At 55.4% G+C, this 6,268-nt stretch carries 5 protein-coding genes; 3 read left to right on the forward strand and 2 right to left on the reverse strand.

The window, feature by feature from the left end:
• Positions 1–140: 140 nt before the first annotated feature.
• The 3 genes from L0H14_RS11420 (at position 141) to L0H14_RS11430 (ending at position 3,764) form a co-directional block, all read left to right on the forward strand.
• Positions 141–1,517, forward strand: a complete 1,377-nt coding sequence (locus L0H14_RS11420; protein ID WP_301421882.1) for an NAD-dependent succinate-semialdehyde dehydrogenase — start codon at positions 141–143, stop codon at positions 1,515–1,517.
• 254 nt (positions 1,518–1,771) lie between these two features.
• Complete coding sequence (locus L0H14_RS11425) at positions 1,772–2,560, forward strand: hypothetical protein (protein ID WP_301419631.1); 789 nt, start codon at positions 1,772–1,774, stop codon at positions 2,558–2,560.
• A gap of 67 nt (positions 2,561–2,627) precedes the next feature.
• Positions 2,628–3,764 carry an aromatic acid exporter family protein gene (locus tag L0H14_RS11430; protein WP_301419630.1) on the forward strand — a complete coding sequence of 379 codons (1,137 nt, stop codon included), beginning with the start codon at positions 2,628–2,630 and terminating at the stop codon, positions 3,762–3,764.
• A gap of 18 nt (positions 3,765–3,782) precedes the next feature.
• On the opposite strand, the gene L0H14_RS11435 is transcribed toward L0H14_RS11430, so the two are convergent.
• Positions 3,783–4,670 (reverse strand): patatin family protein, encoded by an 888-nt coding sequence (locus tag L0H14_RS11435; RefSeq protein ID WP_301419628.1) that lies wholly within the window; start codon positions 4,668–4,670, stop codon positions 3,783–3,785.
• 113 nt (positions 4,671–4,783) lie between these two features.
• A complete protein-coding gene (locus tag L0H14_RS11440) occupies positions 4,784–5,770 on the reverse strand; it encodes a malate dehydrogenase (RefSeq protein WP_301421883.1) in 987 nt (328 codons plus the stop codon).
• Between the last annotated feature and the right edge of the window lie 498 nt (positions 5,771–6,268).

The raw sequence follows: 6,268 nt of genomic DNA on the forward strand, positions 1-6,268 counted from the left end.
TCTGTTCGCGCGACGCCAGATGGTTGTCCAAGTGCGGCTGATCTAGAAGACTGGCCCATGAGCCCAAACTTCAAGAGTGCTGACTTGAGACCGCGCCCGATGAGCGCTGCGAGTCGGCACCATGATGAAAGGAAGTGCTCATGACGAAGTACAAGGTAACGAATCCAGCTACCGGACAAGTCGAAAAAGAATTTCCTGAACATACCGATGATCAGCTCACTCAGGCCATTGATCAGGCCGGTGAGACCTTCGCAACGTGGTCCATGACCTCTCCTGACGAACGCGCAACGCTGTTGAACACCGTTGCCGATATTTATGAACGTCGCACCGACGAGCTGGCCGAAATTATTGGCCGGGAAATGGGGAAACCCGTCAAACAGGCCCGTGGAGAACTTGGTATCGTCGTCGATATTTATCGCTACTACGCCAAAAACGGGCCGACGTATTTGGAGAATGAGCCTGTTGAGGACACCAAGAGCGGCTCAGCATACGTGCAGAACGAACCCTACGGCGTGCTGTTGGGGATCATGCCGTGGAACTTCCCGTACTACCAAGTGGCCCGCTTTGCTGCGCCGAACCTGATGATCGGCAACACGGTGTTACTCAAACACGCCCAGATTTGTCCCGAATCAGCACAGGCCATGGAAGATATCTTCCAGGAGGCCGGTTTCCCCATCGGTGCTTACACCAACATCTATGCTTCCAACGAGCAGGTCGCCGACATCATCATCCCGAACCCGCAGGTTCAGGGTGTTTCCCTGACCGGTTCCGACAGGGCAGGTTCTGCAGTCGCTGCAAAAGCCGGCGAATACGTGAAAAAAGTGGTGCTGGAACTCGGCGGCAATGACCCATTCTTGGTCCTGGACCGCGATATCCTTCCCAAGGCCGTCAAGAGTGCATTAATTGGTCGCATGGGAAACGCCGGTCAGGCATGCAATGCGGCCAAACGTATTATTGTGCTTGAAGATCTTTACGATGAATTCGTGGAACAGCTCAGCGAAGCAGTCAATAAGCTGGAGCTGGCGGACCCCGCCGACGAGGATACGTTCATCGGGCCAATGTCTTCGGCTTCGGCTGCTGATGGGCTGCACGAACAAGTCCAAGATGCGATCACCCAGGGGGCTACCGTGCACGCCGGAGGTGACTTCGATTCCCGTGGTGGCGCCTGGTATCAACCCACCATGTTGACCGGAATCACCAAGGACATGCGCGCCTACTCCGAAGAGCTCTTCGGCCCAGTGGCCATGGTCTACAAGGTCAAGGACGAAGATGAAGCCGTAAAACTGGCCAACGACACTCCCTATGGTCTGTCGGCATCCGTGATGGCCTCTGACGCCGATCGTGCTCGCCGCGTTGGCGGACAGATCCAGACCGGCATGGTTTTCATCAACGAGCCGGCCAAAACCTCTGCTGAACTACCGTTTGGTGGTGTCAAGCAATCCGGTGTCGGCCGTGAACTCGGTCGCTACGGGATGGATGAGTTCGTCAATAAACGGCTCATCAAATTCGCTGGCTAAACATCTTTTAGATGATTGTAGTAAGTGCTACAACGACCCCGAGGCCTCGCTCTCGGGGTCGTTTTGAAGTTCATAGCTATTTTTCAAGAGTCCATGCCGGGCAGAGGTATGTACCATGGAAACATGATCGCGAATGCCCAGAGTGGCCTGTCATGGCCAGTATTGAAGCAGAAGGTGAATGCTGCCGCTCAGAGGACTTTGGGGCAGAAAAAGGGTCACAGTAAGGGATTAGAACTGCCCGGTGGATCAGTGGCGTGGAATCCAGCCGACCAGACGCTGGATATTATTGTGGGCTCACGGCAGGACAGTCAGTCCTAGTAACTTCGCATACGAACGTCGCCGTAGATAATGTGCTGAAAGAATTGGTCACAGACGACCAAAAGTATGGCTTGGGGATCATGACTCCCGGCACGGTGATACGACAAAGCGGTGACGATCGTAAAGTACTGAGCAACGTGCGGGACCACGACTTTCTCCTCAGTGACAAAACTGCAGCCGTCAAGACGAACCTTGATGAACGGTTGAAAGCCCTTGAGGAGGAACTTGAGCACAACATGGCCCACCCGGTTCGAGAGCGTGAATCCGACCTTTTCGATCAACTGGTCGGAACGGGCTTTGATATTAAAAAGGTGCGGCAAGTCCGCAAAACGGTCTCGTCTCGACGGGAACTTGACCAGTTTGCCAATCTTGATAACACGTTTGTAGAGATAAAAGCTGACCTTGCTGGGACCACCGAGGCGTTGTCTTCATTGATCTCTAAGCGGCAAAGGCTGACCGATGACCTAGAGCTTATTTCTTACGAAATTGACGCCGCCGAAGCCAGGAAACAGCAAGCCAAGCTACACGAAGAGTCCAGTCTGGCACGGATATTTCGCTTCATTGCCAGACGTCGGAAAAACGCTTCCTTGGAAGTATCCAGAGTATTGTTTGAGCTGCTGGTCGATCGCCACCACCCGCAAACTATTAATCCTAGGTTCAATCGTGTTATTGGACTTCCACAAGCTGACACCAAAGATCCAGCACTCACCGCGTTGCTGAAGTAATGCGGTGAGCATAAGATGCTCCTAGGGTTGATGAAACCATGTGGCGCGTTCGAATTGAGGAAGGCTCATGCACCCAAACCAGAACAGTTCCAGATCTTCAGAAGCGGAGCTTGCTTCAGGGGAAGAGGAACAGCCCTCGATAGGTGCCAAAATACTCCACCGATTGCGCCAGCCAGAGACCACCTCGGATATGCTGTTGGCCATCAAAGGTGTCATTGCTGGTACTGCTGCGTGGGCCCTCTCCGTTTTCGTGCTCGAGAGCGATGTCGCGTTCATGGCGCCCTGGACTGCCTTGTTGACGGTGCACGCTACGGTGCACCGTTCGCTGTCTCGGGGCGTACAGACGGTCGTCTCATCGGCGGTTGGCATGGGTCTAGCCTTTGTGATCCTACAGTTCTTCGACGTCAATATCTGGTCCTTTGCGCTGGCCCTGCTGGTTGGGTTAGTGGGGGCGCGGCTGTCGTGGATCCGTGATGAAGGCGTGGCGATTGCCACCACCGCGATCTTCATTCTGACCTCCAGTGAACCGATGTTTGCGGATCGGATCCTCGAATTGCTCGTGGGCGTGGGAGTAGGCATTGCGGTCAACATGCTGATCATCCCTCCATTGCAGAATCAGCAGGCCTCCCGCTACGTGGATAACATCAATCGGCGGATAGGCGCCGTGTTGGTGGAGATGGCCGATGAATTCTCGGAGTCCTGGACCACCGATAGCGCCGATGAATGGCTCAAAGATACCGAATCGATGAGCAAGGAGCTCAACTCGGCCTGGCAAACAGTCCGCTTCGCTCGCGAATCCGAGCGCAAAAATCCCAGAAAACTGCTCTTGCGTCGCGGCAAAAAAATGCACGAGGACGTTAGCTACGAAGAAATCCTCACCAGGGTAGACGAAGGCATCTCGCATCTGCGCAACCTGACGCGGACCCTGCGTGAAGCCGCTTATACATCTGGAGGATGGGACGAACGGTTCCGCACCGGATGGGTCTCAGTCGCCCGTGATACTGGCCTGGCGGTAGCCGATCCGGATGAGTCGGTCGAACCCCTGTATGATCGCCTGCGAAAATTGACATCAGATATGTCAGAGGCTGAAAATCTACCGAATATCGAATGGCCAACATACGGGGCGTTGATCGCGAGCCTGCGGCACATCATTATCATTGTCGACGACGTGGCATCCGCCAGGGAAGCCCGCCAGACCGACTGATGGGGCCAAGCCCTAAGGTTAGGGCAAGCCCAAGAACGTCTTGATCTGCGGTATTTCACGGCGCGCCTGAGCCAGGCCTTGTTCGTGGGACGCGCTGAGTTTGGCGACGTCGCGCTCGCCGTTGGCCACCGGCATGACCTCGGGAATAAACAGGTAGGCTTTGCCTTCGCGTTGGAGTTCGAAGAGTTTTTCTTTTGTGCGGTTATACCGCCACCATCGGGTGAGTAGCGCATCGGCCACGGCCGGGTATTTACGGAAATATGCCCGGTAGAACTTCGGGAACTTCTCGGGCTTTTTCAAGTATTCCCGTTCACGGGTCAGTACCACGAGGAACCGTTCATAGCCCTGTTCTTCGGCCACACTCAACGGCACACCGCCGTCGGTGCCCAGTGCACCATCCACATATATTCGTCCATGGATTTCCACCGGCGGCATCACAATCGGCATGGTTGACGACGCCCGTACCGTGCGCATCAGCTCCGGCATGGTCGGGGTGTCCGCATTACCCCACCACACGGTGTCACCCGAGACGATGTCGAACCCGCCAACGCGAAATTCGGCCGGATTGTTTTGGAATGTTTCCCAGTCAAACTGCAGTGGCATGCCGGGTTGGCCGGCGCGCTCATAAATGTACTCAGCGTGGAATAAGCCCTTGCCACGTAAGAACGTGCGCCAGTCACCAAATTTCGGGTCGGCAGCGAAATCAGTAAAGGATTCACGCGCTCGCGGCCCATCGTGGGACAAATAATTCGCGGTATTTGAGGCGCCGGCGGAAATCCCGGCGACAAATGGGGCGTGAATGCCCGCTTCCAGTAGGGCCACGACCATGCCCGAAGTATAGGAGGCGCGCATTCCGCCGCCTTCGAATAACAGCGCTGTCTGATTCAGCAGATTGGTTTGCTCCATCCCTCCAGCTTAGAACACTCCGCGGGCTTACGTAATACTGGCGGTATCGAGTAGGCGCAGTCTTTCGCCATACCTAGTCGGGCGGAGGCACACGGTCAATATTGTTCTATGGGTTAGACCAGGCCGAGTTCGGTGACAGCCGAGCGCTCTTCAGCCAGCTCGGCCGCGGTCGCATCCATCTTGGATCGGCTGAAATCATTGATATTCAGCCTCTGCACGATCTCCCAGTTCCCGTTAGTGGTGGTGACAGGGAAGGAATACATGAGCCCTTCGGGTATCCCGTAAGAGCCATCCGAAGCTACTGCCATGGAAACCCAGTCGTCATCGGGCGTGCCGTGCAGCCAATCACGGGCGGCGTCAATGGTTGCCGAAGCAGCTGATGCGGCTGATGAAGCGCCACGTGCCTCGATGATCGCTGACCCACGCTGCGCAACCGTCGGGATGAAGTCGTTCTCGATCCAGTTCTGATCGTCTACAACCCCGGCAGCGTTGCGACCATTGATCTCAGCGTGGAAAATATCCGGGTACTGGGTTGCGGAATGGTTGCCCCAGATGGTCATCTTACGGATATCACCGACCGTGGATCCGGTCTTGCGAGCAAGTTGGCTCAGCGCTCGGTTATGGTCGAGACGAGTTAGCGCGCTGAAGCGTTCGGCTGGGATATTCGGTGCGTTCTTCATGGCGATGAGCGCATTGGTGTTGGCCGGGTTGCCTGTCACGCCGACGCGTACGTCGTCAGCGGCGACTTCGTTGAGTGCCTTACCCTGTTCGGTGAAGATCGCACCGTTGGCCTCAAGCAGGTCCTTGCGCTCCATACCCTTGCTCCGGGGGCGTGCACCAACAAGTAGGGCGAGGTTTGCTCCATCGAAAATCTGCTGGGGGTTATCGCCAATCTCCACTGACTCCAAAAGCGGAAAGGCACAATCGTCCAGCTCCATGGCAACACCTTCGAGTCCCTGCATTGCCGCGGGAATGTCCAGTAGACGAAGTTGGACAGGCGTCTCCGGGCCAAATAGGGCTCCGGAGGCGATGCGAAATAACAGACTGTAGCCGATCTGACCGGCAGCGCCGGTCACAGCAACTTTTACCGGGGTATCCATGACGACCTCCTGTAGACGGAATGGTGCCTACCAGCATACGCACGAACTTCCAGAATGGTCGTGGAGCGATGCAGCGAGAGCAGACACAGGACAACTCAAATGACATCTGCGCAGTGAGTATCTGAAACCGACTCGGCGTGCGGCACCTATCCCAATGCTCAGGCTGTAGTGTATTGCATCTCTAATAACAGGATCGATTCCTTCGGGTCGACAGCAGCGGGTTTGCGTCAAGCCGAGACTGCCCATATTTGCTCGCTTCAGTTTCTGATTGAGTTCCCGAGAAAGTCGAGAGCGAGGTTATCCACAAATAGCAGTCTTGATCTTCCGTGGAGGGTCGTGGTGTCATAAATTCGCTGGCATATGCAGTGAACCATGGGGCACAATGGAGCTATGTACATGTCGGTTGAAGTGGTTTCGATGATCATTACTCCTGCCAGTTTGTTGATTACTCTCGGTGGTATGTTTTTTGCTGGTTTCGCGTGGATGATCCGGCGTATG

The sequence above is a fragment of the Yaniella sp. genome, from assembly GCF_030453185.1.
Lineage (GTDB): Bacteria > Actinomycetota > Actinomycetes > Actinomycetales > Micrococcaceae > Yaniella.